This window comes from Microbacterium sp. Mcb102 (assembly GCF_024519805.1).
Classification (GTDB): domain Bacteria; phylum Actinomycetota; class Actinomycetes; order Actinomycetales; family Microbacteriaceae; genus Microbacterium.
This window is the reverse complement of sequence record NZ_JALJRG010000001.1, coordinates 79,395-103,800: the sequence shown is the minus strand read 5'-3', so window position 1 is coordinate 103,800 and position 24,406 is coordinate 79,395. Positions and strand designations below refer to the sequence as shown.

Genomic DNA, 24,406 nt, shown 5'->3' with positions numbered 1-24,406 from the left:
GAGCGGATGACAGTCTTCGAAGCGACGACGGGCCAGGGTGAGACGCCGCCCGCCGATTCGGTCGCCCCTCGCGATTCCACAGCCGATGCCCCCACCTCGGTCACGAGGCTCAACGCGACGATCCGCGACTTCATCGCCCGCTGGAACACGGTCTGGGTCGAAGGTGAGATCACGTCATGGAACGTGCGCGCCGGCAACGTCTTCGCACGACTGAAGGACACCCGCTCGGACGCGCAGATCTCGATCCGCGTGTGGTCGAGTGTGCGCGGACGCATCCCGTCCGACATCGGCGTCGGCGATCACGTCGTCGTGGCGGTGAAGGCCGACTACTTCGTCAAAGCCGGAGACTTCAGCTTCGCGGTCTCCGCGATGAAACACGTGGGGCTCGGCGATCAGCTCGAGCGTCTCGAGAAGCTCCGTGTGCAGCTGCGTCAGGAGGGCCTGTTCGACCCGGCCCGGAAGAAGCGCCTGCCGTTCCTCCCGCACGTCATCGGGCTGATCACCGGCGAGCGCTCGGACGCCGAGAAAGACGTGCACCGCAACGCCGAGCTGCGCTGGCCGCAGGTGCGCTTCCGCACCGAGTACGCCGCCGTGCAGGGTGATCGCTGTGTGCCCGACACCCTGGCGGCCCTCGCGAAATTGGACGCGGACCCCGAGGTCGACGTCATCATCATCGCCCGCGGCGGCGGTGACCCGCAGACGCTCCTCGGCTTCAGCGATGAGCGTCTCGTGCGGGCGGTGTCCGCGGCGACCACTCCCGTCGTCAGTGCGATCGGACATGAGAACGACCACCCCCTCCTCGACGATGTCGCCGACCTCCGCGCGTCCACCCCGACGGATGCGGCGAAGCGCGTGGTACCCGACGTCGGAGAGCAGCGGGCTCTGATCGCGCAGCTGAGATCCCGCGCGACGTCGCGCCTCACGCAGCGCCTCACGCACGACATCGCACAGCTCGAGCAGCTCCGCTCCCGCCCGGTCCTCCGCTCCCCCGCGCCGATCATCGACGCGCGTGCTCAGGAGCTGTGGCTCCTGCTGTCCCGTGGCCGCGACAGCCTCACCCGGCAGCTCGACCTCGCCGGCCGTCGCACCAGCGAGCTGCGCGCCTCCCTGCGGGCGCTCTCCCCCGCGGCGACCCTGGCTCGCGGCTATGCGATCGCGCACCTCGAGGGCGGCGTGATCCTTCGCGATGCGGCGGATGCGCCGGCAGGCAGCGCCCTGACGATCACGGTCGATCGTGGATCGGTGGCTGCCCGCTCGGAGGGCGAGATCCCTGAGAACGACTGAGCCGGGCCGACACGACGCACGACGTAGGATGGAGGGGTGAGCGCCCTGAACGACATCCCCGTGGAGACGCTGTCGTTCGAGGCAGCCCGTGACGAGCTCGTGAAGGTCGTCGCCGAGCTCGAACAGGGCTCTCCGACCCTCGAGCACTCGCTCGCCCTCTGGGAGCGCGGCGAGGCGCTGGCCGCTCGCTGCGAGGAGTGGCTGCTCGGCGCGAAACGCCGTCTGGATGCCGCTCGCGCAGCCGCGTCGGACGACGAGACTCCTGGCGGCGACGCATGAGCAAGCAGCCTCCGATCATCGCCGAGCTCGGACGCCCGGAGACGCCGGACGAGACCGCCGCCCGCAAGGCGGCGTCGAGCAAGGCCTACCGATCCAGCCAGACCTTCCGCAACCTCATCGCGGCGCTGCTGGTCACAGTGGCCGTCGTCGCCGTCATCATCTTCGCGGTGCCCCGGGGCGAGCCTGTCGAACGCAAGCCGCTCGACGTCGCGGCCGTGGCCGAAGGCGTGGAGTCCTCGATGGAGCGCCCCGTCCTCATCCCCGAGCTCGGCACCTTCTGGCGCGCGAACAATGCGGAGATGCAGGGTGGCGCCACGGTCGTCTGGGAAGTGACGCTCGCGCCGAAATCCGACACCGAGCGCGGCTTCGTCAAGGTCGCGCAGGCCTTCGACGCCGACGCGTCCTGGGCCCCGCAGCGCCTGAACGGCATCGCACCCACGGACACGGTGCGCATCGGCGGACTCGACTGGGACGTCTACAAGCCCGGCAGCGCCGAGTCCAACGCGAACGTCACCTACGCCATCGGCACTCAGGCGGGCGACGACTACATCCTGCTCTACGGCGCGCGCTCTGCAGACTCCACCGCGGAGCTCGCAGAATCCCTCATCCCGCAGATCCGCGACATCTCGGAGGCCTCATGACGCACCCCCTGACCCCGGCCGCAGCCTGGCAGCAGATGCAGGAGGGCAACCGCCGTTTCGTCGCGGACGAACCGCGTCACCCGAACCAGGATGTGCTCCGACGCAAAGACCTGGCGGCGGCGCAGCACCCCGTCGCCACACTGTTCGGCTGCTCGGACTCACGTCTCGCCGCGGAGATCATCTTCGACCTCGGCCTCGGCGACCTGTTCGTCGTCCGCAACGCCGGCCAGGTCATGGGCGAATCGATCGTCGCGAGCCTCGAGTACGCGGTCGCGGTGCTCGAAGTGCCCCTGATCGTGGTGCTCGCCCATGACTCCTGCGGCGCGGTTCGCGCGGCGATCGACGGCACCGCGATCGACGCCGCTCCCCTGCCGCCGCACATCTGGAAGCTGATCGCCCCGATCGTCCCCGCCGCGCGGAAGGTCCTGGCAGAGAGCGGCGGCGGCACCGTCGCCGACATCGACTCGGAGCTCGTCGGCATCGAGCATCTGCGCAACACCGTGCGCGACCTGCTGCAGTCGTCCGAGATCATCAGCAACGCCGTCGCCGAAGGCCGTCTGGGCATCGTCGGCGCCAACTACCGTCTGGCCGAGGGCGAGGCGGTGCCCGTCATCACGGTCGGGCTCGACACCGACGTCACCAAGGGGATCGACCCCGAAACCAAGGAGGGTTCTGAATGACCGACACCGACCAGCGCAGCGGCGAGAATGCGCAGGGCTACCGGATCGAGCACGACACCATGGGTGAGGTGCGGGTGCCCGTGAACGCGCTCTACGGGGCGCAGACGCAGCGCGCCGTCGAGAACTTCCCGATCTCGGGCAAGGGCCTCGAATCGACGCAGATCGCCGCCCTCGCGCGGATCAAGAAGGCTGCAGCGCTCGCCAACAAGGAACTCGGCACGCTCGACGGCGCCATCGCCGACGCGATCGCCCAGGCCGCCGACCAGGTGGCCTCCGGCGCGCACGACGGCGAGTTCCCGGTCGACACCTACCAGACCGGTTCCGGCACGTCGTCGAACATGAACATGAACGAGGTGCTGGCCACCCTCGCAACCGGCATCCTCGGTTCGGCCGTGCACCCGAACGACCACGTGAACGCCTCGCAGTCCTCGAACGACGTGTTCCCGACGTCGGTGCACATCGCCGTGACGCAGGCCCTCATCGACACACTCATCCCCGCGCTCGACCACCTCGCGGTGGCCCTCGAGGCGAAGGCGGAACTGTGGAAGGACGCGGTCAAGTCCGGCCGCACGCACCTCATGGACGCCACGCCCGTGACCCTCGGCCAGGAGTTCGGCGGCTACGCCCGTCAGATCCGCCTCGGCATCGAGCGCGTGCAGTCGGCCCTCCCGCGCGTCGCCGAGGTTCCCCTGGGCGGCACCGCCGTGGGCACCGGCATCAACACGCCCCTCGGCTTCCCGCAGAAGGTCATCGCGCTGCTCGCGGCCGAGACCGAGCTGCCCATCACCGAGGCGAAGGATCACTTCGAGGCGCAGGCCAACCGCGACGGCCTGGTCGAGGCCTCCGGTGCTCTGCGGACGATCGCCGTCTCGCTCACCAAGATCAACAACGACCTGCGGTGGATGGGCTCCGGCCCCAACACGGGTCTCGGCGAACTGCACATCCCCGACCTCCAGCCCGGCTCCTCGATCATGCCCGGCAAGGTCAACCCGGTCGTCCCCGAGGCCGTGCTGATGGTGTGCGCGCGCGTGATCGGCAACGACGCGACCGTCGCCTGGGCCGGAGCATCCGGTTCGTTCGAGCTCAACGTCGCGATCCCGGTGATGGGCACGGCGGTGCTCGAGTCGATCCGTCTGCTGTCGAACGCCTCGCGCGTGCTCGCCGACAAGACCATCGACGGCCTGCAGGCGAACGTCGAACGCGCCGCCGCTTTCGCGGGCATGAGCCCGTCGATCGTCACCCCCCTGAACAAGCTCATCGGCTACGAGGCTGCCGCGAAGATCGCCAAGCACTCGGTCGCCAAGGGCATCACCGTGCGCGACGCCGTGATCGACCTCGGCTACGTCGAGCGCGGTGACCTCACTCTCGAGCAGCTCGACGAGAAGCTCGACCTGCTGTCGATGACGCACCCGGGCTGACCCGCACGAAACGACGGATGCCGCGAGGACTCGTTCCTCGCGGCATCCGTCGTTTCCGGTCCACAAATGCATGACCGTGTTCCGGGTGCATGAGAACCCAACACGAACATTCATGCATCTGGCAAGAACTCATGCGGATGGTGCGGGTCAGACCCGCGCACGGCCGAGTGCTGCCATCACGGCCGCCACAACCACATCCCAGGTGTGCAAGATCATCGCGTAGTCGAAGCGAAGCGTCTCGAACCCGAGGCGTGATGCCGCGGCATCGCGCATGAGATCCCGGTGACGCTGACTCGGTCCGTCGTGGTTCTCCCGACCGTCTGCTTCCAGAATCACCCGCCCCTCGATGACGAAGTCGACTCGTCCGACTCCTGCGACTGCGACCTGCGTTCGCACCTCGACTCCGATGAGGTGGAGCCTCAGCCGTACCAGCGATTCCAAGCCGCTCTCCGCATCGGGCCGCGCAAGATCGACGAGCCAGCGCGCGGAAGCAGGAAGAGCCGCCCGGACCCTCGCGCGTGCCGCGGCTGTAAGCATCCGCTTGTTCCATGCCGACTCGAATGCAGCGAAGAAGAACTCCTCGCCATAGCAGGCGAATGCGTGCAGAAGCGCGACATCGATCGGAGCGATTCCGATATCCATACGTCCTGGGGTGAAGTGGGCGACGCAGCCGCACCGCTCCGGATGATGACGTCGACCACCGAGACCCATCCACACGTGCACCTCTTTCGGCATCTCGAGCGTCCACACTTCTCGAGCGCGCAAAGCTCCACCGCATGTGAGGGCGCCACCGTGCGCTGCTGCCGAGACCACTTCCGGTGCGGCGTCAACCGACGCGAAAACCCCGGGCCGCACCCGAACGATACGTCCGGCCCTGCACTCGACGCCCAGCCGCGAACGCGAGCAGCCGAACGCCTGAAGTCGGGTGCCGCGCGCGACCCCTCCGAAGTGCCCGAGGACGGTGCCGACGTCGATCATCGTCTCATCCTGGATGCACGTGACCATTGCTCTCGCACGCCGGAGTGCAATCCGTGGAATCACGTTTCTCAAACCACGGCTGTGCAGTCCCGGACCACCCGGTCCGCCCCCGGATGCATGAGGATTGCACGAACGCAGGATGTCCAGCGCCCGAACGGTCATGCATCCGGGCGCCACTCATGCATTCGGCGGAAGGCGAGACCCCGCGCACACGACGACGGATGCCGCGAGGACTCGTTCCTCGCGGCATCCGTCGTTTCCGGTCGTCAGCTGAGCTCTCCGCCCTCCAGGAGCTCGGTGACGAGGGCGGCGATGGCCGAGCGCTCGGAGCGCGTCAGGGTGACATGTCCGAAGAGCTCATGCCCCTTCAGCGTCTCGATGACACTGGCGATCCCATCGTGCCGGCCGACGCGGAGGTTGTCCCGCTGACCGACGTCGTGGGTGAGGATGACCCGCGAGTTCTGTCCCATGCGGCTCAGCACGGTGAGCAGCACGTTCCGCTCGAGGGATTGGGCCTCATCGACGATCACGAAGGCGTCGTGCAGAGAGCGTCCACGGATGTGCGTGAGGGGCAGCACTTCGAGCAGTCCGCGCTCGACGACCTCTTCGATGACGTTGCCGGAGACGACCGAGCCGAGTGTGTCGAACACCGCCTGCCCCCAGGGGCCCATCTTCTCGCCCTGGTCGCCGGGCAGGTAGCCGAGCTCCTGGCCGCCGACCGCGAACAGCGGCCGGAACACGATGATCTTCTTCTGCTGCTGGCGCTCCAATACGGCCTCGAGCCCGGCGCACAGTGCGAGCGCCGACTTGCCGGTTCCCGCACGACCGCCGAGGGAGACGATGCCGACCTCCTGGTCGAGCAGCAGGTCGATCGCGATCCGCTGCTCCGCCGAACGGCCGTGCATGCCGAAGATGTCGCGGTCGCCGCGCACCAGGCGGAACTCGCCGTCACCCGTGACGCGCCCGAGAGCGGATCCGCGCTCGGAGTGGATGATCAGCCCGGTGTTCACCGGGATCCCCCGAGCCTGGTCGCTGATGCCGACTTCGCTCTCGTAGAGGTCGCTGATGTCGTCTCCGGAGAGGTCGAGCGTCGCGATGCCGGTCCATCCGGAGTCCACCGCCTGCTCGGCGAGGTACTCCTCGGCCCGGAGTCCCAGCGATGCGGCCTTCACGCGCATCGGCAGGTCCTTCGAGACGATCGTGACGTCCTGGCCGTCCTGCGCGAGGTGCATCGCGACCGAGAGGATGCGGGTGTCGTTGTCGCTGAGACGGATGCCAGCCGGGAGCACCGAGGAGTCGGTGTTGGCGAGCTCGACGCGGAGCGTGCCGCCCTCCCCGACCTCGACCGGGAAGTCCAGGCGGCCGTGCTCGATGCGCAGGTCGTCGAGGTGCCTCAGCGCCTGCCGTGCGAAGTAGCCGATCTCCGGGTCGTGGCGCTTGCCCTCCAGCTCCGTGATCACGACGACCGGGACGACGACCGAGTGCTCGGCGAAGCGGAAGAACGCCTGCGGATCGCTCAGCAGAACGGAGGTGTCGAGCACGTAGGTGCGCAGATCCTGATCCGGATCGGCGGACGACGATGCCCGGCTCGACGTCTTACGGGTGGACTGCTGCGCGGTGCTGGTGGCCTGCTGCGCTGTACGTGTGGTCACGACCCACTCCCGACCCGGGGAATCCCGGCTATTCGAACGAGTCGACCAGGGGGTCACGAGCCGCGAACCTGAGGCCGACCCGAACGGGCGCCTTGCCCGATGCCTAGAACGTACGACCGCCCAGGGGATTAACCCGAACTCGACACGCCAGGGACTCGTTACGCGCTGATGAACGTCTCGTTGCCGAACGCGTGCAGGGCGTCGTCGAGGAGCTCGAAAGTGGCAGCATCCGTACCCGCGTGCGGGGCGACCCGCACCGAAGCACCTCGGGCCGTCACGACGATTCCTGCGTTGGCGAGCGCGGCGGCGAGGCGTGCGGGTTCTTCCGGCGCCAGCGCGACGATGCCGGCCCGCTCCACGCGCTCGCGCGGCGAACTCACCTCGATCCCATGGCGGTCGGCGATCTCGATGACACGGTCGACGTTCTCGGCGAGCCGCTCCTCGATGGCGGCGACTCCGGCGTCGCGCATGTCCCGCACGCCGATCGCGAGGCGCCCGGCAGCGAGGGTGTCCGGCTGGCTGACCGTGTAGGCACTCGCGGATGCCGCCGGCCCCGGCAGCTCATCGACGAACAGTCCGCTCGCCGTCGTTCCGGTGATCCCGGACAGCACGGGGACGATCCGCTCCCGTGCACGCGGCGCGAACCAGGCGAAGGCGCTGCCCCTGCCCGCACGCAACCACTTGTATCCGTGTCCGACGACCACGTCGGCGGCCGCGTAGTCCACGTCGATCACGCCGAACGACTGCACCGCGTCGACGATGAGCAGGCGGTCGGGGCCGATGACGTCACGCAGTGCGGCGAGGTCGGCCCGGTATCCGGTGCGGAAGTCGACGTGACTCACTGCCAGCGCGACGACCTCGTCGTCGAGCGCCTCGGCGACTGCCTCCGGCGTCACGCGTCCGTCGTCGGGCGTGATCCACCGGGGCGTGACCGCGCGGTCCGATGCGATCGCGGCCCGCTCGAGCGTCAGGCTGACGCTGGGGAACTCCGCCGTGCTCGCGATGACCGCCCCGGAGATGCCGTACAGCGCGTGCATGAGTCCGTGCGTCGACGAGGGCTGCAGGGTGACGTCGGCGGCGTCTGCGCCGAGGAGCTCCGCGACGAGCTCCTGCGCCTGGCCGACGCGCTCGGCGACCAGCGACAGGGAGGAGGGGCGCCCGCTTCCCAGAAGGTCGGCATCGGCGAAGACCTCTTCGCGCACGGAGGGGGACAGCGGACCGAATGCTGCCCAGTTCAGGTAGCCGGACTCGTTGTCGAAAGTGTCGACGTAGTCCTGGAAAGTGCTCACTGCGTCATTGTGGCACGGTGCCGAGCGCGCCGCCCCGGCTTCAGCGACCGAACCGTCGGTCGCGATCCGCGAAGTCGCGGATCGCGCGGAGGAAGTCGACCTGTCGGAGATCGGGCCCGAGTGCCTCCACGAAGTAGAACTCGCTGTGAGCGCTCTGCCAGAGCAGGAAGTCGCTGAGTCGCTGCTCACCGCTCGTGCGGATGACGAGGTCCGGGTCCGGCTGTCCCCCGGTGTAGAGGTGTTCCCCGATCATCTCCGGGGTGAGGTGGGCGGCGAGATCCTCCATCGTGCCGCCCGATGCCTCGTGCTTGGTGATGATGCTGCGAACGGCGTCGACGATCTCGTTGCGGCCGCCGTAGCCGACGGCGAGATTCACGTGGAGTCCGCTGTGGTCTTTGGTGCGCGCTTCGGCGTCGGCGAGCACTCTGGCGAGTTCGGGCGGCAGGATGTCGGAGCGTCCGACGTGCTTGACCCGCCAGTTGCCCTCCTGGGAGAGCGCCTCCGCCAGCTCGGCGATGATCTCGATGAGGTCGGCGAGCTCCGCGGAGTCCCGCTTTCGCAGGTTGTCACTGGAGAGCAGATACAGCGACACGACGCGCACGCCGAGCTCGTCGCACCAGCCGAGGAACTCACGCATCTTCGCAGCCCCGGCCCGGTGGCCTTCTGCCGCGCTGTCGAACCCGAGCTGGCGCGCCCATCGCCTGTTGCCGTCGATCATCATCGCGACGTGATGCGGGACGGAAGCGGGATCGAGGTGGCGACGCAGCCGACTGGTGTAGAGCCGATACAGCGGCCCTCGCACCGGATTCTCGCGTGATATCACCTCCCTACGCTACCGTGCCCCGGCTTTCGCCACGGTGTGCGGATGCTGAGGATCATGTGCTCGTCGAGGTATGCGCGTCGGCTTAGAGTGAGCACGTGAGCACTCCCGAACACTCCGGTCCCGATGTCCCCGAGCTCCCGCTGCACGCTGCCGGGGAAGTCGATGCCGCGGTGGAGATCCGACCCACGTGGCGAGGGTGGATCCACGCGGGCACCTTCCCGGTGGCGGTGGTCGCCGGCGCGATCCTGATCCTCGTGGCCGACGGGGCCGCAGCGAAATGGGCCTCCGCGGTCTTCATGGTCACGTCCATGCTGCTGTTCGGCAACTCGGCGCTTTACCACCGGTTCGACTGGAAGCCGAAGGTCAAGGTGCTCCTGAAGCGGATCGATCACGCGAACATCCTGCTGCTGATCGCCGGCACCTACACGCCGCTGGCCGTGCTCGCGCTGCCGCCTGCGAAGGGAGTGCTGCTCCTCTGCCTCGTCTGGGGCGGGACCCTCGTCGGCATCCTCTTCCGCGTCTTCTGGATCAACGCCCCCCGCTGGCTGTACGTCGCACTGTATCTGCTGCTCGGCTGGGCGGCGGTGATGTACATCGGCGACCTTCTCGCGGCGAACGTCGCGATGATGGTGCTCGTGATCGTCGGCGGGATCCTCTACACGGGCGGCGCGGTCGTCTACGCCCTCAAGAAACCGAACCCCTGGCCCGGCCACTTCGGCTTCCACGAGATCTTCCACGTGTGCACGGTGCTCGCGTTCCTGTGCCACTGGACCGCGTGCCTGCTCATCGCCATCGCGCCGTTGTCGCCCTCGCTCGGCGCTCCGTAGTCACCCGTCGACCTGGGCTCGCTCGGGCGCTCCGGCGCCCTGGGGTACTCAGCGTGCCGGTGGTTCTTCGCCCTCGTCGCGGGCGCCGGCGCCGTCGACCTCGGTCGATCCCGTCGCGCTCGTGTCGGCCTGTGCTCCCGCAGCGGCGCGTGCGGCTTCCTCGGCGTCGAGCTCCTCGCGCACCTCGTCGCGATACCGGACGCGGCGGATCCGACGGTTCATGTCCCAGATCAGCAGGATCACGGCGATCACGATCACCACGATCACCGCGAAGCCCACGAACCCCGGGGTGACGGACACCGGATCGACGGTCATGCTGGGCGTCGGCATCGGGGTCTCGGTCAGAGCGAGCATGAATCGGCCTTTCGTACGCAGGTCGCATAACCTGGTACCACCAGCCTAACGACCGGGAAGACCCACCTGTGACGACCGCACAACAGCTCGACGAACGCTATGGACGAACCCGACGGCGTCGGTGGCCGTGGATCGTCGGCGGCGGCCTCGCGCTGCTCGTGATCGGTGCGTTCAGCTGGATGACCGTCGCGCAGTCCATGGCCTCCGTGGACGCCGACGATCTGGGCTTCACGCTCGTCGACGAGCACTCGGTGGAGGTGAGCTTCCAGGTCACCGGCGTGCAGGGCCGGGACGTCGTGTGCGCTCTCGAAGCCCTCGATGAGGAGTTCGGCGTGGTCGGCTGGAAGATCGTCGAGATCCCCGCCGGGGACAGTCACTCACAGGCGAAGTCGGTCACCATCCCGACGGTCGCCGAGGCCACGACAGGTTTGGTGAACACCTGCTGGGTCGCCTAGACTCGTGGCAGACATACGACGCCCCGGCACGAGCCGGGGCGTCTTGGCATATCCCCCGCAGCACGCCGGAGGGATCCCGAAAGAAGGAGCTTCGCCATGTCCACCGATGCTCAGGTTCCCTTCCTCACGCAGGAGGCTTACGACCGGCTCGTCGCCGAGCTGGAGCACCTGTCGACCGTCGGTCGCGATGAGATCGCCAAGCGCATCGAGGCGGCTCGCGAAGAAGGCGACCTCAAGGAGAACGGCGGATACCACGCCGCGAAGGATGAGCAGGGCAAGCAGGAGGCCCGCATCCGCACCCTCGAGGCTCTGCTGAAGACCGCCAAGGTCGGCGAGGCTCCCGCCAGCCGCGGGATCGTCGAGCCCGGCACCGTCGTCACGGCTCTCGTCGCCGGCGGCGAAGAGGTCTTCCTCCTCGGCAGCCGGGAGATCGCGGTCGGCAGCGACCTCGACGTCTACAGCGAGGCCAGCCCGCTCGGTCAGGCCATCCTCGGCCTCAAGGTCGGCGAGAAGTCGGCCTACGAGGCGCCCAACGGGCGTTCCATCAGCGTGGAGATCGTGAACGTCGAGACTTACGCGGGCTGACCACCCACGCAGAAGCGCCCCCGCATCCTCTCGGACGCGGGGGCGCTTCTGCGTGGGTGGGAAGGTCAGTCGGCGACGAGGATGGGCTCGAAGCCGGCCCGCCGCAGCGTGTCGAGCGTGTGCTCCGAGTGCTCGGGGCCACGCGTCTCGACGCTGAGTTCGAGGATGACCTCGCTGATCTGGAGTCCGTGACCATGACGGGTATGCATCGCCTCGATGACATTCGCCCCCGCCTCGGCGATGAGCTCGGAGACGCGGGCGAGCTGGCCCGGACGGTCGGGCAGTGGGACGCGGATGGTGAGGTATCGGCCCGATGCCGCAAGCCCGTGCGAGACCACGCGCTGCAGGAGCAGCGGATCGATGTTGCCGCCCGACAGCACCGCCATCGTCGTGCCGGTGCCGGAGACCTTGCCGGCCAGGATCGCCGCGACGCCGGCCGCACCGGCCGGCTCGACCACGACCTTCGCCTGCTCCAGCAGGATCAGGATCGCCCGAGCGAGGTCATCGTCCGAGACCGTGACGACCTCATCGACGAGCTCCTTGATGATGTCGAACGGGATGGCGCCGGGGCGCGCGACCAGGATGCCGTCGGCGATGGTCGGACGGGTGACGATGTCCACGGGCTCGCCCGCAGCGAGCGACGGGGGCACAGCGGCGGCGTTCTCGGCCTGGACGCCGATGATGCGGACGGTGCGCCCGAGTTCAGCGGCACGCGCTTTCACGGCCGCGGCGACGCCCGCGATCAGGCCTCCGCCACCGATGCCGAGGACCACGGTGTCGACATCCGGGGCGTCCTCGAGCAGTTCGAGTCCGAGCGTCCCCTGCCCGATCACGACGTCGCGGTGGTCGAACGGGTGGATCAGCACCGCACCGGTGCGCTCGGAGAACTCCGCCGCCAGACGCAGCGATGTCGCCACGGTCTCACCCTCCAGCACGACCTCGGCGCCGTACCCGCGGGTGGCGAGGAGCTTGGGAACCGGAACCCCCAGCGGCATGAAGATGGTCGCGGGGATGCCGAGCGCCTGCGCCGCGAGCGCGACGCCCTGGGCGTGGTTGCCGGCGGATGCGGCGACGACGCCCCGCGAGCGCTCCTCAGCGCTCAGGCGTGAGAGGCGGTACGCGGCACCGCGGATCTTGAACGAGCCCGTGCGCTGAAGATTCTCCATCTTCAGCAGGACGGTGCCTCCGTGAATGTCGGAGAGGGCTCGCGACGGCAGCGTCGGCGTGTGCGAGATCACCTCAGCCAGACTCTGAGCCGCTAGCTCGAACTCGGTCAGGCTGGGGACTGCACTCATCGATTCCTCCGTCTCCGCTCGCGCGGTACTGTGCTCCAGATAAGGTCTCCGCTGGGCCCGACGCCGGTGCGCCAGGAACCGGAACTGATGGTCACGGCCGCGACGTTGACGAAGGCCGCAAGCGGAACGGCGAACAGTGCTCCGGGGATGCCGGCGATCATCGCGCCGCCCGCCACGACGAGGACGACGGCGAGCGGATGCACCTTGACCGCGGAGCCCATCATGATCGGCTGCAGGATGTGGCCCTCGATCTGCTGGACCGCCAGCACGACCACGAGCATCCACAGTGCGATCCACGGCCCGTTGTAGACGAGAGCCAGGAACACGGCGACGGCGCCGGTCGCGACCGCACCCACGATCGGGATGAAGGAGCCGAGGAACACCAGGACGGCGACCGGAAGCGCGAGCGGCACCTGCAGCAGGAACGCCCCGAGGCCGATGCCGATCGCGTCGATGGTGGCCACGAACAACTGAGTGCGGGCGTAGTTCACGATCGTCGCCCAGCCGTTTCGGGCGGCACCGTCGACGGCGGGCTGCGCCTTGCGCGGGAAGATCCGAAGGGTCCAGCGCCAGATTCCTGCGCCGTCGGCGAGGAGACAGATGAGGATGAACAGCGACAGCAGCGCACCGGTCGCGACGTGTCCGACCGTCGTGCCGATGGCCAGTGCGCCCGTCCAGAGCGCCTGCGTCTGCTCGTCGAGGAAGTCGAGGCCCTGCTGCAGGTAGTCTGCGATCTGGGTGTCGGAGAGGTTCAGGGGACCCTCGTGGAGCCAGACCTGGAACTGGTCGAACGCCTCGGTCGAGCGTGCCTGCACGTCGGGCAGCTGAGCGCGCACCTGCCAGACGACCAGCCACATCAGTCCGGTCACGATGGCGGCCGTTCCGATCAGCGAGATCGTGATCGCCAGCCAGCGTGGGAATCCGCGTCGCAGCATCCACGAGAACGCCGGCCACAGGAGTGCGGTGATGAGGATGCCGACCATGAGCGGGATGACCAGGAGCTTCAGCAGCATCACCAGCCAGATGAAGACGCCGATCGCTGCGGCGATGATCAGCAGCCGCCAGGAGTAGCTCGCCGTGATGCGCAGCGGCAAGGGCACCGCCTCATCGGCATCGGTCGTCACGGTGCGGTCGGTGGAGACCGGGCGCGGACGGAAGAGATCTCGCAGCCGGGGGCGCTGGTCCTCGCTCATCGCCCAAGTCTACGGTCAAGCCGTATGCCGTTCGACGCATCCATCGCTGAAGAGCGGAGATGTCGGTGCCCGGCGATACGCTGACGGCGTGACCGAGACCCTCAGCTCCCCGCACGCCCGGCGGATCGCCCTCGCCGCTCAGGGGTTCACCCGATCCCGACCCGCATCGGTCACCGCGCGCCACGTGCACCGCGTGATGGATCGGCTCGGCGTCCTTCAGATCGATTCGGTGAACGTGTTCGCGCGGTCGCATTACCTGCCGCTCTTCTCGCGTCTCGGCTCCTACGACCCGACACTGCTCGACAGGGTCTTCCTTTCCCGCACCACCCACTACGTCGAGTACCTCGCCCACGAGGCGACGTTCATCCCGGTGGCGGACTGGCCGCTGTGGCGATTCCGCATGGACGACTTCCGGCGGAAGTGGGCGGATGAGGACTCGTGGATGAGCAACAACGCGCGCACGGTGCAGTGGGTGCAGGACGAACTCCGCGCCAGGGGTCCGCTGCGTCCCGCCGACCTGCGCGACGACGCGCCGCGAGAGCGCGGAACATGGTGGGACTGGGACGAAGCCAAGCTCGCGCTCGAACACCTCTGGCGCACGGGCGATGTCGCCGTGAGCGGCCGCCGGGGCTTCGAGCGCACGTACGCGCTGGCCGACCAGGTGATCCCCGACGTGATCCGATCGCGGGAGATCTCCCGAGACGAGGCGATCCTGGAGTTGACGCGCCGTGCGGCTCGCTCGAGCGGTGTCGCGACGCAGTCCGACCTCGCCGACTACTACCGCATCCGTGACCGTGCCGCGGTCGCCCGATCGATCACCGAGCTCGTCGACGCCGGCGAGCTGCAGCCGGTGCAGGTGCGCGGCTGGGAACACGGAGGCCGTCCGCTGCGCGCGTGGCGGCATCGCGATGCCGTGCTGCCCCGCAAGATCGAGACCGCGGCCGTTCTGACTCCGTTCGATCCGGTGGTGTGGTTCCGCGACCGGGCGCTGCGCATCTTCGATCTCGACTACCGCATCGAGATCTACGTGCCGGCCGAGAAGCGCCGGTTCGGCTACTACTCGCTGCCCGTGCTCGTCGGCGACCGCATCGTGGCGAGGGTCGACCTGAAGGCTGACCGCGCCACCTCGACACTGCAGGTGCAGTCCGCGTGGTGGGAGCCGCAGGCCCGGCCGGGCGATGCTGAGCCGGTCGCTGCGGAACTGGCCCTCGCCGCCGCCTGGCAGGGTCTGGAGCGCGTGTCGGTCTCTGGTTGGGGTGATGCCACGGCCGCGCTTCATGATTCGCTGCGCGGCGCGGGCGCGCAGGTGCACAGACACGTGCACGCCAGAGAGAGTGCCCCGTGAGCCGGCGGCGCTGGTGGCTGATCGCCGGTGCGGTCGGTGTCGTCGTGCTCGTCGCCGGGGGCCTGTGGATCTGGCAGGCGACCGGCCGCCCCGCCACGGCGGAGGAGGCGGCGGCGGAGTACCTGCGCGCACTCGAATCCGGTGACCCCGCAGCGGTGGAGGCCACTGGTGCCGTGATGCAACGGGAGACCCTCGACGCGTTCTCCGACGCGACGGCACTCGTGCACGATGCGGAGGTGATCTCCGTCAGCGGAGACGACAGCGCGCCGGTCGGTGGTGTGACGGCGACGGCCGAGATCACGTTCCGCCTGGCCGACGAGAAGCACACGGCAGCGCTCACACTCTCCCCCATCGACGGGCGGTGGGTCGTGGATGAGTCCGGGCGGGGCACCGTGACCGCCCGCCCCTCGGTCGGCTCGTTCATCTCCATCGGCGGGCAGACGCTGCCCGCGGGCGAAGCCACGACATTGCTGCCGGCGAGCTACACCGTCGCCGCCGCACCGGTGTCGCTGCTCAGCGGAGAGACATCGGTGACCGTGCTCCCCGGCGACGAGACGGCCGTCGACATCGATGTGTCGGTACGCCCCGAGGCGACAGCCGCCGCGCAGAAGCAGCTCGACGAGCACCTCGAAACGTGCGCGGAGCCCGGCACCGCCGCGCCCGAGGGCTGCGGCATCCGCATTCCCTGGGGTACCGAATTCCGCGCCGTGTCAGAGTTCCGCTACCGCATCGAGAAGCTACCGACGCTGGCCCTGTCCGGCAAAGGATTCGGGGCGGAGGGGGGCGTCCTCGTCACCACAGTCACCGGAACCGGTCAGGACGGCGCGAAACGTGAGGCCACCTACCGGACCGACTCGTGGAGTCTGCGCGGCGACGTGTCGTTCACCGCAGAGGGCGTGGTGCTCAGCGCCTGGTGAGCGGGCCCCTGGTGAATGCGATTCGAATCAGAACTGGACGCGAGGCGGCTCGGAGATCGCGCTGCTGTCGGCGACCTCGAAGAACTCGCGCTCGGTGAAGCCGAGCCCCTTGGCGAACAGGTTGTTCGGGAAGACCTTGATCTTGGTGTTGAGCTCGCGCACGCCACCGTTGTAGAACCGGCGCGCAGCCTGGATCTTGTCTTCGGTGTCGACCAGCGCCTGCTGCACCTGGAGGAAGTTCGTGCTCGCCTGCAGCTGCGGGTACGCCTCGGCGACCGCGAAGAGACTGCGCAGCGCCTGCTGGAGGTGTCCCTCGGCGATGCCGGCCTCACCGGGACCGCCGGCCGACAGCGTCTCGGCGCGCGCACGAGTCACGTTCTCGAAGACCGCCTTCTCGTGGGAGGCGTATCCCTTGACCGTCTCGATGAGGTTGGGGATGAGGTCGGCTCGTCGCTTCAGCTGCACCGTGATGCCGCTCCACGCCTCGTCGACGCGGACCTTCAGCTGCACCAGCGAGTTGTACGTGGCCCACAGATAGATGCCGGCGAGCAGGATCACTCCGACAACGATCAGTACCGGCACGAGCCATTCCATCAGAGGCCCACCCTTCCTCGTGTTTCTCTCATCCTAGACGCGCACCCTGCACGTGGACTGGGCGCGCGGCGTGGATTGCGGCCTCGAGCCGGGTCAGGCTCCGAGAACCCGTTCGAGATAGCGGTTCGTGAAGCGCCGCTCGGGATCCAGGCGGTCGCGGAGCGCGACGAAGTCGTCGAATCGAGGGTAGCGCTCGCGCAGCGCCTGGTCCGTCAACGTGTGCAGCTTGCCCCAGTGCGGCCGTCCGCCGAACTCGAGCATGATCTCCTCGACCGCGTTGAAGTACTCCGTGGGGTCGGCGCGCCAATACCGGTGCACGGCTATGTAGGCGCTCGGCCGCCCGTGCGCCGTCGACAGCCACAGGTCGTCGCCCGCCGCGAAGCGCACCTCGATCGGGAACTCGATCCGCCACCCGCGCTGAGCGATGAGGGCGCGGACCGCCTGGAACGCCGGCACGACGTTCTCGGCCGGGAGCGCGTACTCCATCTCGCGGAAACGCACGGTGCGGCTCTGGATGAGCACCCGATGCGACAGCTCGGTGTACTCACGGTCCCCGGTGAGCTTGACCGCCAACCTGCTGAACGGCGGAGTCACCGCAGGCACCACCTGCCCCGCAGCGCACACGACGCGGTAGACCCCGTTGGAGAGGAGCGTCTCATCGATCCACCTGCCCACGACCGGGAGCGGCTTGCGCACCGTCGACTCCGGCAGTCGCGTCTGACGCTTCGTCAGCGCCACCTCGGTGTGCGGGAACCAGTAGAACTCGAAGTGGTCCGACGAGGCCACGCGCTCCTCGAGCGTGGCGAGCACGTCGTCGAGGGGCGCCGGCTCGTCGATGGCGTGCATCACGAACGCCGGCGCGCACTGCAGCGTCACCTCGACGATGATGCCGAGCGCGCCGAGCCCGAGCGCGACGGCGGGCAGCAGCTCGCTCTCGTGATCGTCGTCGATGCGGAGGAATTCTCCGGCCGCCGTGACCATCGTGACGCCGACGACCTGAGTCGCCAGGCCGCCGAACTGCGCGCCCGTGCCGTGGGTACCGGTCGAGATCGCTCCGGCGATGGACTGGCGATCGATGTCGCCCAGATTCTCCATGGCGAGCCCATAGGGCGCGAGTAGTCCGGGGATGCGGTGCAGACGGGTTCCTGCGAGGAGGGTGACGCGGCCGCTGGCTGCATCCGCCGATACGAGTCCCTGCAGGTCGTTCAGCTCCAGCAGAACGCCGGGTGCGACGGCGATGCCGGTGAAGCTGTGCCCCGCTCCCACAGCCTTCACGCTGAGACCGTGCTTCACCGCCGCGATCACCGCGCGCTGCACGCCTTCGGGGCTGCGCGGACGCTCCACGCGCACGGGGCGCACCGAGGCCGACCGGCCCCAGTTCTGCCAGGAGCCGCCGATTCTCGTCACAGGAACGCCTTTCCCTCGCCGCGGTAGGTGGGGAGCTCGTCGATGACCTGCTCCCCCGACACCAGGTGATAGCGCTCGATGCGCTCCGCGGGCTCGCCGCTCTTCGCATGCCGGAACCAGACCCGGTCCCCCACGCCCAACGACGTGGCGGCGGGGCCCTGCAGCGGCGTCTGCACCTCACCGGCGGCCTCGCGCCCGAGTGTGCGGAGTCCCTCGGGCCACACCGGACGGGGCTGACGGGAGGCGAGAGCGGGACCGGAAGCTATCCACCCTCCACCCAGCACGGTGGCGATGTCGGCGGCCGGTCGGCGCACCACATCGAACGCGAAGGCCGAGGCAGGAGCGGGACGGAACGAGCGGTAGCCGTCGAACAGGTGGCCACCGAGCAGCCCGCTCCCGGCACTCGCCTCGGTGAGTGATTCGTCGCTCCCCGTGAACTCGAGCGAGCCGGTGCCCCCTCCGTTGAGGATCTCCAGCGGAGCGATCGCACCGACGGCGGCCACGATGGCTGCCCGTCGCTCCCGCAGCTCGTTCCTCGAACGTGCCTGCACCACGCGGATCAGCGGCGCGTCGGCACCGGCGTCATCGCCCTGACCGGCGATCTGCGCGTCGTACATCTGAAGTCCGACCAGGCGGAAGCCGGGACGGGCGACGACCTTGCGGGCGAAGCCGGCGACCTCGCCGGGCGTGAAGAGCGCCGAGCGGCGCACGCCGATGTGGCCGAGGAGGGAAGAGCGCCAGGACGCATCGACATCGATCGCGACACGGATCTCGGGGCGCGAGGTGGGACCTGCGACACTGTCGATCAGGTCGAGGTGGACGAGATCGTCGACCATGAGCGTGATGCGCTGCGCCGCCTGCTCGTCGGAGAAGAGCCGTTCCAGTCCCGCACGATCCACCGTCGGATAGCCGAGCATGATGTCATCGTGCGTCTCGGCCAGCCACAGCGCCTCCTCGAGCGTGAACGCGAGGATCCCGCGGAATCCGGGGAGCTTTAGCACGGCATCGAGCACGGCCCGCACCCGCACCGATTTCGAGGCGACACGGATGGGGAGCCCGCCCGCGCGCACCAGCAGGTCCATCGCGTTGTAGCGGAGGGCCTCGCGATCGATCACCCCGACCGGCGCCGGCAGATGTCCGGTCGCGGCGGAGAGGCGTGGCCAGTACCGCGCCGGATCCTCCCACTCGGGGGCGATCGCGGGCGCACCCTGGACGGGGCTCAGTTCGTCGATGAGGTCGAGCACTCCCCCACCCTAAGGCCTCCTCGTACTCCGGATCACCCGTTGCGGCACCGGGTCGCAGCCACCGCACGGCGATAGGCTGACGACGCGGCCCCCGTAGCCCAATGGCAGAGGCAGGCGACTTAAAATCGCTTCAGTCTGGGTTCGAGTCCCAGCGGGGGCACTCCGGCCTCTCACCGAGATTCCGCCGGTTCCGAAGTCCGGTGCCGCCTTCGGCATAGCTGCTGATGTCTCGCGATACCCGCCGCCTGTCACACGCACTCCGGCAACCCTCACGTTCAGGAGCCGTAGAGGCGCCCGGCAGATCGGTTGCGAGACGGTTCGCGTCGGTCGCGTGCCCGTGGCCGGATCGTGCCCCGCGAGCTTCGCGACGGGAACGCCCTGCTGGAGCAATAGCGAGATCGCCGAGTGGCGCATGTCGCACTTGGGCGTCAACATGATGGAGGTGAAGCCCGGCGCCCTCGCCGTCAGCTACTCCCAGATGCGGGGAGGCTAGTTCGCGCCGTCCAGGAAGATGAAGGAGTCCGGCTTTGCGTAGGAAGTCACTTTCCAGGTTCCGCCGATGGTCGCGTCGCTAGGTACCGCAGCGCATAAGGTGGCTCGCCCTTCAGCGCCTGGGTACATGGTTCCGATCACGTAGAGAGGATCATTGATCGTGCACGTCCCGTCTGTGGCGAACGAGTTCCCCTTCGCGGAGACGTACTCGATCAGCAGGCTTCCTGACGGATCTGCTCCCGCCGGATCTGCCTCAGACTTCACCTGGACGTAGAAGGGCGCGGTGACGAAGACGCTTCCGTCGGCAAGGGTGTTGTACTCGTTCTGCGCCATGACATCTGCAGTCGCGTCCGGGTTGGTCACGCCGACAGAGAACCTCCACATCGACGCGGGGTCGTACTCGGTCACCGTGTCGGCGGGGATCGGGTTCTCCCTCGTGCCGGCAGCGGCAGCAGGTTCTTCGGGCTTTTCCGACTCTGCAACAGCGGGCGCCTCGGTGGTCTTGGCTGGTGCAGGCTCCTGGTGCGGAACAGCGGCGGAGCAACCCGCGAGTCCGAAGGACAAAATGAGAGCGACGGGCAGCACGACCCGGGCGATGTGCGTCATGTTCAGGACAATAGCGGCGAGAAATCACGGAGCGATAACGCCAACCAGAGCAGTCCCCGCCCTCAACCCGTCACACGCTGCGGTCGATGCCTCGCTGTTCCTTCCGGCAAAACTGCGCCGCCTATCAACGTCTCGATTTTCGACCGAGATCGAAAGATGAACTTGATCGCGCCAGCACCGCCGGAACCAACGCCTATCTACACGTCGTGGCCGCGGCCCGCGCTTGCGCGAGCGAGCATGATCCAATGCGTCGGCCTACCACTACCAGATCGTCCCGGCGCCGAAGAAGATCGAGATGAAGGCGAGTGATCCGAGCACAAGTCCGACGACCGCGAGTGACATGCCCTTGCCTCCGATCTTCCGCGCGCGGACAACACCCATGATGCAGAAGATGATGGCGAGGACGTCTGGGATCCCAGCAAGGACGAGGCCGATGAACAGTGGAATCCGTGTAGTCATGAACTTCGACGCCCTGCGTCTTCACCTCGCCCGCCTCCGGCATGAGCGTGGTTGGAGCTACGACGAACTCGCAGCCCGCTCAGGAGTCGGACGCAGCACCCTTGTCTCCTTGGAAAGCGGGAAATCTCGCCGGAACCCAGACCGCCCCGCAACTACCGGCATCCTTGCCACCTGGTACAGGATCGCTCAGGCGTTCGATGTCGACCTGGGCGAACTCGTAGGGCCGCTGTACCAGTAGCGTTGGGCCATGCCATCCCAGATACCGCAGCTCGACAGCGTCCAGCACGGGGCTTTCCTCGCTGAGATCCACTCGTCGCAGAACCTCTTGGGCTACGGATCGAAGGTGCTCCGGGAAGCTCGCTTCATCGAGACCACGCTGGACCCGATCATGACAATGCTGTCTATCGGTGTCGAGAAACTGTTGAAGCTAAACATGGGCGTTGCCCGTGTTGCACGCGGCGAGCAATGGCCGACCAAAGCAGAGATGCGAGAGCACGGGCATGGCATTCTCCGGCTGTACGAGACAGTTCTTGCGGAGGCGACCCCTGGCGTACGCGCGTCTACCCCGTATGTCCAGGGCCTCTTCGTAGCCCTCGCAAACGACCCCGTGCTGCCACCGCTCTTGTCGGTGCTCGACCGCTACGGGAGTTACGGTCGGTTCTACAACTTGGATCGCCTCGGTGATTCTCCTCAACCTGGCGAGTCGCCCGCTCAAATGTGGGACGCGGCCGAGAACGCCACCCTCGCATCACCGCACGTAGCTGCGCTACAGCAGGCGTCCCAAGACGACATCATGAGCAATGATGCTGCCGATGCTTTCTATGCTGCCGTTCAAGCGCAGGTTGCCGACAGCCTGAGGCGTTTGTGGTTCACCTTGCATCGTGCGGGCATGAACGGCGTTTTCGGTAGCCCGGGTCGCTTGTTCGGATCGTTGATTGACCCCGACTCAGTCGGACGTCAATAGTCTCCGGGGAAGCCCAACGAGGCTTCTCACCGTCGCGGCGGTCGAGGTGGCAACGGGTAGCGCCACGACTCGGTGGCGTCGCCCTCAGCGCTGGACCACTCAACAGTAATTGTCCTGTCCCGAGTTCCCATCGTCGCGGTCGCTACGAAGGTCACTCCCTCGCCAGGTTGGATCGTGGCCGCGCTCGGAAGCCTCCTTGTCAGCATGGTTGGGTCGGCGGTGACGCGGACGTCGAAGGCTGGACTCGTCCCTATGTTCGTCAGTATGTATGCGTCGTTCTGGTGATGCCCCAGCGACCAGCGAACTCGTTTCGGCTCCGCGACCGGCACCATAGTGGCCGCGATCCCCCGCTCGCCTAGCGCCTCGACGGCCTCCGCGATGCGCCCCATCGTGTCGATGCTCAACGCGGCGGCCCGCTCAGCGCGCTCGGCACTCGCCTCCGAACGTTCAGCGTCCTCGCGTGCCCGCTGAGCTTCGACCTGGGTCCGCGCGTGCTCACGGCGTTCCGCCCGGAGCGAGTAGTAGAAAGTGACCCCCACACCGGCGAGGGCGACAACCGTCGCCACGGCTTGGATGATCGTCGCAGTCGCCTCCCAGGTCCACTCGGGTTGCGTCGGCGCAGGCGCAGCGAAGATCGTGTTCCACATGTCGCTCATTCTGTACGACGGAACGGACATTGATGGCATGAGAGCACAGATACGGACAGCGACAAGTGCTGAGGTACCTACGGGGTACGGATCACGTTGTTTCTCCCACTCACGCGGGACATCGGAGGTACATGCCAGGACCGTCCAATACGGGGCTGAACCGACTTAAAATCGCTTCAGTCTGGGTTCGAGTCCCAGCGGGGGCACTCCGCTTCTCAGTTCTCGCCGTCGGCAACCGCCCTCCGCTCTCCCGCAGCCTCACGCACCCGGCGAGCGACCAGGACGATGAGGGCGATCACGATGGCCATGTAGACGGCGTAGTCGAGGTACCCGAGGTACTGCTCCAACTGCTCGTGCTGCGTGCCGAGCGCCGCACCGACACCGAGGAGCAGAGCGTTCCACGCGCCACTGCCGACGATCGTGTAGATGCTGAAGGTGGCGAGATTCATGCGCGATGCCCCGGCGGGGATGGAGATGAGACTGCGCACACCCGGGACCATCCGGCCCACCAGCACCGTCCAGCCGCCGCTGCGCGTGAACCAGTCGGCTCCCCGCTCCAGGTCGGAGCGGCTCACCAACCGGGTCGCCGCCAGCAGCCGCACCGCCCGTTGCATGCCGATCGCCGCGCCGAGTCCATACAGCAGCAGGGCTCCCAGCCAGGAGGCCAGCGTGCTCCAGAAGATGAGCCATCCCAGGTTCAGCTCCCCACTTTGGCTGAGGTATCCGGCGAACGGCAGGATCACCTCGCTCGGGATCGGCGGGATCAGCACCTCGAGGAAGACGAGCACCCCGACCCCGACGTCGCCGAGGGAGGTGAGCACGTCGGCCGCGAATCCGGTCAGACCGGTGAAGCCGTGTTCGGCGTCGGTTGCGAAGAACATCCGAGCTCAGCGTCCGAACAGATCGCCGATGCCCGGGATGCCCAGGTCGCCGAGCCGCTCGCCCCATCCCGTGGCCGTCTCGCCCAGTCCGGACGCCGCCTCGCCTGCGGAACCCATGAGGTCGCCGGCCCCGCCGGCGATCGACTCGACATCGATTCCGGCGGCGAGCGACTCGACGTCGACGCCCTCGGCCAGCGCGCCGAAGTCGACGCCGATGTTCGCGGCCTGCTCCAGAAGCGGACCGGCCACCGTGCTGAGCACCGCACCACCGGCGACCACGCCGAGCAGTCCCACCGCCGCACCGCCTGCGGCGACCGCAGCACCACCGGCACCCGCGCCGCGCACGCGCGACAGGAGTCCGCGCATCCGCCCCGGCTTCATGGCCTCCGCACGCCCGGCCGCGCGAGCGAGATCATCGGGAGATGAAGACCTCGGACGCTCCCCCGGTTCGAGCTCCTGCCGCATCCGCGCCTCGACGAGCGTGCGCTGCTCGGGAGTCAGCCGGGCGAATGCCTCGCGGTGGATCTGCTCGACACGCTGCGGGTCGGCCGTCTGCAGCAGGTAGTCGTAGCGGGCGATGGCCGCTCTATCGGCGTCGGTTGCCGCAGGGGATGTACGCGCGGATCCGGCGACCGGTGGTGCGTAACGATCCCGCGGAGGGGTCGAACCGGCCCTGACGCTCGGAGCACCGGGTGCCGGCGGTGCGTAGGGATCCGCCCCCGCGACCCGTGCGCTCTGCTCGGCGCGAGGAGTTCCGTCCGCCGGACCGCGGACCGCGTCCACGGCTCCGCGGAGCATCCCGCCCCAGTCCGTCGAGCGGGACCCGCCCGCCGAATGGTCGGTGCGTCCGGAACCGGCATTCTTCTCGAGCGCGTCGGATGCCATTCCGATCAGTCGGGAGAGCTTTCCCATGGGTGTCCCTTTCGTGGTGCGGGCCACCGGGGATTCCCACGTCGGAGCGACGGCAGGGGTTTCTCGGCACCCCGCTATGCGGGTGCCAAGGTCTCCTCCACCCTCACGGGCCAGCGGGCCGGAGCACGATCTCGTGCTCGTAATGACGACGACGCTGCAGACGGGAGTACTCCCCTTGCTGCCCT

General features: G+C 68.1%; 27 protein-coding genes and 1 tRNA gene. 13 read left to right on the top strand and 15 right to left on the bottom strand.

Annotated elements, in window-relative coordinates:
* Positions 1–6 precede the first annotated feature (6 nt).
* From xseA to OC372_RS00480, 5 genes are read left to right on the top strand one after another with little or no spacing between them, the layout of a single operon-like run.
* Entirely contained in the window at positions 7–1,284 is a 1,278-nt protein-coding gene (gene xseA, locus OC372_RS00500; RefSeq protein WP_262000618.1) for an exodeoxyribonuclease VII large subunit, read from the top strand.
* A 36-nt stretch (positions 1,285–1,320) separates the two neighbouring features.
* Positions 1,321–1,563 (top strand): exodeoxyribonuclease VII small subunit, encoded by a 243-nt coding sequence (locus tag OC372_RS00495; protein ID WP_029262960.1) that lies wholly within the window; start codon positions 1,321–1,323, stop codon positions 1,561–1,563.
* Positions 1,560–2,204 carry a DUF4245 domain-containing protein gene (locus OC372_RS00490; protein WP_262000617.1) on the top strand — a complete coding sequence of 215 codons (645 nt, stop codon included), beginning with the start codon at positions 1,560–1,562 and terminating at the stop codon, positions 2,202–2,204. The genes OC372_RS00495 and OC372_RS00490 overlap by 4 nt, the downstream gene beginning before the upstream one ends.
* Entirely contained in the window at positions 2,201–2,884 is a 684-nt protein-coding gene (locus OC372_RS00485) for a carbonic anhydrase (protein WP_262000616.1), read from the top strand. The genes OC372_RS00490 and OC372_RS00485 overlap by 4 nt, the downstream gene beginning before the upstream one ends.
* Complete coding sequence (locus OC372_RS00480) at positions 2,881–4,302, top strand: class II fumarate hydratase (RefSeq protein WP_105709551.1); 1,422 nt, start codon at positions 2,881–2,883, stop codon at positions 4,300–4,302. The genes OC372_RS00485 and OC372_RS00480 overlap by 4 nt, the downstream gene beginning before the upstream one ends.
* Before the next feature lie 147 nt (positions 4,303–4,449).
* On the opposite strand, the gene OC372_RS00475 is transcribed toward OC372_RS00480, so the two are convergent.
* The 4 genes from OC372_RS00475 to OC372_RS00460 all read right to left on the bottom strand — a co-directional run bounded on the left by OC372_RS00475 (position 4,450) and on the right by OC372_RS00460 (position 9,041).
* The gene (locus OC372_RS00475; RefSeq protein ID WP_258133898.1) at positions 4,450–4,944 is read right to left on the bottom strand and encodes an endonuclease domain-containing protein; all 495 of its coding nucleotides are present in this window, start codon (positions 4,942–4,944) and stop codon (positions 4,450–4,452) included.
* Positions 4,945–5,546: 602 nt separating this feature from the next.
* A complete protein-coding gene (locus OC372_RS00470; RefSeq protein WP_029262965.1) occupies positions 5,547–6,932 on the bottom strand; it encodes a PhoH family protein in 1,386 nt (461 codons plus the stop codon).
* Positions 6,933–7,090: 158 nt separating this feature from the next.
* Positions 7,091–8,221 carry an aminotransferase class V-fold PLP-dependent enzyme gene (locus tag OC372_RS00465; RefSeq protein ID WP_262000615.1) on the bottom strand — a complete coding sequence of 377 codons (1,131 nt, stop codon included), beginning with the start codon at positions 8,219–8,221 and terminating at the stop codon, positions 7,091–7,093.
* Positions 8,222–8,261: 40 nt separating this feature from the next.
* The gene (locus tag OC372_RS00460; RefSeq protein WP_262001215.1) at positions 8,262–9,041 is read right to left on the bottom strand and encodes an isoprenyl transferase; all 780 of its coding nucleotides are present in this window, start codon (positions 9,039–9,041) and stop codon (positions 8,262–8,264) included.
* 98 nt (positions 9,042–9,139) lie between these two features.
* On the opposite strand from OC372_RS00460, the gene trhA reads away from it, so the two are divergent.
* A complete protein-coding gene (trhA, locus tag OC372_RS00455; protein ID WP_262000614.1) occupies positions 9,140–9,871 on the top strand; it encodes a PAQR family membrane homeostasis protein TrhA in 732 nt (243 codons plus the stop codon).
* A gap of 48 nt (positions 9,872–9,919) precedes the next feature.
* On the opposite strand, the gene OC372_RS00450 is transcribed toward trhA, so the two are convergent.
* Entirely contained in the window at positions 9,920–10,225 is a 306-nt protein-coding gene (locus OC372_RS00450; protein ID WP_262000613.1) for a hypothetical protein, read from the bottom strand.
* Positions 10,226–10,293: 68 nt separating this feature from the next.
* Here OC372_RS00450 and OC372_RS00445 point away from each other — a divergent pair, with 68 nt between their 5' ends.
* Together OC372_RS00445 and greA are read left to right on the top strand one after the other, a co-directional pair.
* Positions 10,294–10,680, top strand: a complete 387-nt coding sequence (locus OC372_RS00445; RefSeq protein ID WP_029262970.1) for a DUF4307 domain-containing protein — start codon at positions 10,294–10,296, stop codon at positions 10,678–10,680.
* A gap of 96 nt (positions 10,681–10,776) precedes the next feature.
* Positions 10,777–11,265 (top strand): transcription elongation factor GreA, encoded by a 489-nt coding sequence (gene greA / locus OC372_RS00440; protein WP_029262971.1) that lies wholly within the window; start codon positions 10,777–10,779, stop codon positions 11,263–11,265.
* Between the two features lie 65 nt (positions 11,266–11,330).
* Here greA and ilvA read toward each other — a convergent pair whose 3' ends face one another.
* Together ilvA and OC372_RS00430 are read right to left on the bottom strand one after the other, a co-directional pair.
* Positions 11,331–12,560 (bottom strand): threonine ammonia-lyase, encoded by a 1,230-nt coding sequence (ilvA, locus tag OC372_RS00435; RefSeq protein WP_029262972.1) that lies wholly within the window; start codon positions 12,558–12,560, stop codon positions 11,331–11,333.
* Positions 12,557–13,753, bottom strand: a complete 1,197-nt coding sequence (locus tag OC372_RS00430) for an AI-2E family transporter (protein ID WP_262000612.1) — start codon at positions 13,751–13,753, stop codon at positions 12,557–12,559. Before OC372_RS00430 ends, ilvA begins: the two co-directional genes overlap by 4 nt.
* Positions 13,754–13,841: 88 nt before the next feature.
* On the opposite strand from OC372_RS00430, the gene OC372_RS00425 reads away from it, so the two are divergent.
* Together OC372_RS00425 and OC372_RS00420 are read left to right on the top strand one after the other, a co-directional pair.
* Positions 13,842–15,098, top strand: a complete 1,257-nt coding sequence (locus OC372_RS00425) for a winged helix-turn-helix domain-containing protein (protein ID WP_262000611.1) — start codon at positions 13,842–13,844, stop codon at positions 15,096–15,098.
* Positions 15,095–16,015 carry a hypothetical protein gene (locus OC372_RS00420; RefSeq protein WP_262000610.1) on the top strand — a complete coding sequence of 307 codons (921 nt, stop codon included), beginning with the start codon at positions 15,095–15,097 and terminating at the stop codon, positions 16,013–16,015. The genes OC372_RS00425 and OC372_RS00420 overlap by 4 nt, the downstream gene beginning before the upstream one ends.
* 27 nt (positions 16,016–16,042) lie before the next feature.
* On the opposite strand, the gene OC372_RS00415 is transcribed toward OC372_RS00420, so the two are convergent.
* From OC372_RS00415 to OC372_RS00405, 3 genes are all read right to left on the bottom strand, one after another.
* Positions 16,043–16,609, bottom strand: coding sequence for a LemA family protein (locus tag OC372_RS00415; RefSeq protein ID WP_029262976.1), 567 nt, complete (start codon positions 16,607–16,609; stop codon positions 16,043–16,045).
* A 93-nt stretch (positions 16,610–16,702) separates the two neighbouring features.
* Complete coding sequence (locus OC372_RS00410) at positions 16,703–18,016, bottom strand: D-arabinono-1,4-lactone oxidase (RefSeq protein ID WP_262000609.1); 1,314 nt, start codon at positions 18,014–18,016, stop codon at positions 16,703–16,705.
* A complete protein-coding gene (locus OC372_RS00405) occupies positions 18,013–19,260 on the bottom strand; it encodes an alanine racemase (RefSeq protein ID WP_262000608.1) in 1,248 nt (415 codons plus the stop codon). Before OC372_RS00405 ends, OC372_RS00410 begins: the two co-directional genes overlap by 4 nt.
* A gap of 87 nt (positions 19,261–19,347) precedes the next feature.
* On the opposite strand from OC372_RS00405, the gene OC372_RS00400 reads away from it, so the two are divergent.
* Positions 19,348–19,420 (top strand) — tRNA-Leu (locus OC372_RS00400).
* A 329-nt stretch (positions 19,421–19,749) separates the two neighbouring features.
* Here OC372_RS00400 and OC372_RS00395 read toward each other — a convergent pair.
* Both OC372_RS00395 and OC372_RS00390 read right to left on the bottom strand, forming a co-directional pair.
* A complete protein-coding gene (locus OC372_RS00395) occupies positions 19,750–20,358 on the bottom strand; it encodes a hypothetical protein (protein ID WP_262000607.1) in 609 nt (202 codons plus the stop codon).
* A 261-nt stretch (positions 20,359–20,619) separates the two neighbouring features.
* Positions 20,620–20,817, bottom strand: coding sequence for a hypothetical protein (locus tag OC372_RS00390; protein ID WP_262000606.1), 198 nt, complete (start codon positions 20,815–20,817; stop codon positions 20,620–20,622).
* On the opposite strand from OC372_RS00390, the gene OC372_RS00385 reads away from it, so the two are divergent.
* Together OC372_RS00385 and OC372_RS00380 are read left to right on the top strand one after the other, a co-directional pair.
* A complete protein-coding gene (locus tag OC372_RS00385) occupies positions 20,738–21,055 on the top strand; it encodes a helix-turn-helix transcriptional regulator (protein ID WP_315985373.1) in 318 nt (105 codons plus the stop codon). The two genes, OC372_RS00390 and OC372_RS00385, sit on opposite strands and share 80 nt — an antisense overlap.
* Positions 21,056–21,064: 9 nt before the next feature.
* Complete coding sequence (locus OC372_RS00380; RefSeq protein ID WP_262000604.1) at positions 21,065–21,781, top strand: hypothetical protein; 717 nt, start codon at positions 21,065–21,067, stop codon at positions 21,779–21,781.
* A 26-nt stretch (positions 21,782–21,807) separates the two neighbouring features.
* On the opposite strand, the gene OC372_RS00375 is transcribed toward OC372_RS00380, so the two are convergent.
* The 3 genes from OC372_RS00375 to OC372_RS00365 form a co-directional block, all read right to left on the bottom strand.
* A complete protein-coding gene (locus OC372_RS00375) occupies positions 21,808–22,428 on the bottom strand; it encodes a hypothetical protein (RefSeq protein WP_262000603.1) in 621 nt (206 codons plus the stop codon).
* A gap of 215 nt (positions 22,429–22,643) precedes the next feature.
* The gene (locus tag OC372_RS00370) at positions 22,644–23,309 is read right to left on the bottom strand and encodes a DedA family protein (protein ID WP_262000602.1); all 666 of its coding nucleotides are present in this window, start codon (positions 23,307–23,309) and stop codon (positions 22,644–22,646) included.
* Between the two features lie 6 nt (positions 23,310–23,315).
* Positions 23,316–24,221: a cation-transporting ATPase gene (locus OC372_RS00365; RefSeq protein WP_262000601.1), complete on the bottom strand. Its 906-nt coding sequence runs from the start codon at positions 24,219–24,221 to the stop codon at positions 23,316–23,318.
* Positions 24,222–24,406: the final 185 nt, after the last annotated feature.